This window comes from Robbsia betulipollinis, assembly GCF_026624755.1.
GTDB lineage: Bacteria > Pseudomonadota > Gammaproteobacteria > Burkholderiales > Burkholderiaceae > Robbsia > Robbsia betulipollinis.
Genome location: NZ_JAPMXC010000029.1, coordinates 1 through 1,356, shown reverse-complemented (window position 1 = coordinate 1,356; position 1,356 = coordinate 1). Strand labels below are relative to the sequence as shown.

At 54.7% G+C, this 1,356-nt stretch carries 3 protein-coding genes; 1 reads left to right on the top strand and 2 read right to left on the bottom strand.

Features of this window, described 5'->3' with window-relative positions; all coding sequences use genetic code 11:
- Both OVY01_RS22910 and OVY01_RS22905 read right to left on the bottom strand, forming a co-directional pair.
- On the bottom strand, positions 1-219 hold a 219-nt coding region (locus OVY01_RS22910; protein WP_267849950.1), incomplete at its 3' end, for a transposase.
- 209 nt (positions 220-428) lie between these two features.
- The gene (locus OVY01_RS22905) at positions 429-962 is read right to left on the bottom strand and encodes a GNAT family N-acetyltransferase (protein WP_267849953.1); all 534 of its coding nucleotides are present in this window, start codon (positions 960-962) and stop codon (positions 429-431) included.
- Between the two features lie 148 nt (positions 963-1,110).
- On the opposite strand from OVY01_RS22905, the gene OVY01_RS22900 reads away from it, so the two are divergent.
- The coding region (locus OVY01_RS22900; protein ID WP_267849665.1) for a helix-turn-helix domain-containing protein at positions 1,111-1,356 on the top strand (246 nt) is incomplete at its 3' end.

Genomic DNA, 1,356 nt, shown 5'->3' with positions numbered 1-1,356 from the left:
CAGTGCGGGCAATGGCATCGGACTGGCACCCGTACCCAATAAATACTCGCGCCGCCATCGGGCAAGCTGGTTCGTGTTGAGGCCGTTGGCTAACGCCACCGCGGCCATCGAGACGTCGGGGCGCAACGTCTGTTCCACCAGTTCCCGCTTGAACGTCGTGCTAAAGCGTCGACGTGCTGTCGACGGCTTGACCTCGATTACATCCGGCTCTTCTCTCATCGCTTCCGATCCCGTTATGAAATCGGCAATCCTCGCGCTTTTAGATCGGATGGAGAAGATGTACTGGCTGGACGCTTACCAATGGGCAGCAGAGTGGACCTAAGCGAATGGGAGCGGGAAACTTTGGCGTGACGGTCGGCTATCGACACACAAGTGTCAGAGGAATCACTTCATAGCGGCCGTTGAAGTGCCTGGTCTTGCACGAGACCCTAGATATTTTCGACAGCTTGCACAGCCCTATCTGGTGGGGTTGAAGATCCTGGCATATCAACACTGCTCCTTAGGTTTAGTCCTAAGAACAGAGTGCCCGGAACAGGATTGAAGGTCACGGGAGGCGTTTGTATGAATCCCAAGGATTCATACAAACGTTGTGCAACGGTGAATTCAGGCAAGACATCAAGGCATATACGCGCGTAGCCTGCGGAACGTGCCACGTTCAAAACTTCTTCGACCAGGCGCCGCCCAATTTTTTGGCCGCGAATACCTGCCCGTACGTAGACGCGTTTCATCTCGCAGGTATTTGCATCCACCTCTCGAAATGCGGCACAGCCAACCACGTGGTTATCGAGCCAGGCGAGCAACAACCTGCCCCGAGGTCCTGCGTATTTTCCCGGCAAGTTAGACAGTTCATCTTCGTAATCCTGAAACTCGAGGCTGACTGTCGCGCTACCGATATATTCACGAAAAATCGCGACGACTACGTCGTGGTCGTCAGGGAATCGGGCGGGTCTGATTTTGGTCATTCCAGTCTCATTGAAAGAGATCAGTGGGCAAGAGTGCAGGAGCCCAAGAAGGAAGGATGCCTCTGCCATTTCGGTGAGGCCCGACTGATTGTGTGAAGCTTAGACTCAACCATCAAGTGCAACACCCATATTGATATAGGGTGTTGGGATGGAAAAAAGATATTTTCATCTGAGCGCGGAAGAGCGCGCGGCAATCATGATCGAAAGCGGTAAAAACGCGAGCATCCGGTCGATAGCGAGGCTGCTGGGACGCAACGCGTCTAGCATCAGCCGAGAACTCGCGCGTAACCGGACTGAGACGCGCAGGTGTTATGACGCCACTGCCGCTGCAAAGGCGTATCGCGCACGGCGTGAACGAAGCCGAAGGCCACGCAAATTGACCGCTGGTAGTGCG

Excerpts from the sequence above, each read along its gene's own strand:
- OVY01_RS22905 (WP_267849953.1), bottom strand. The coding sequence starts at position 962 with ATGACCAAAATCAGACCCGCCCGATTCCCTGACGACCACGACGTAGTC.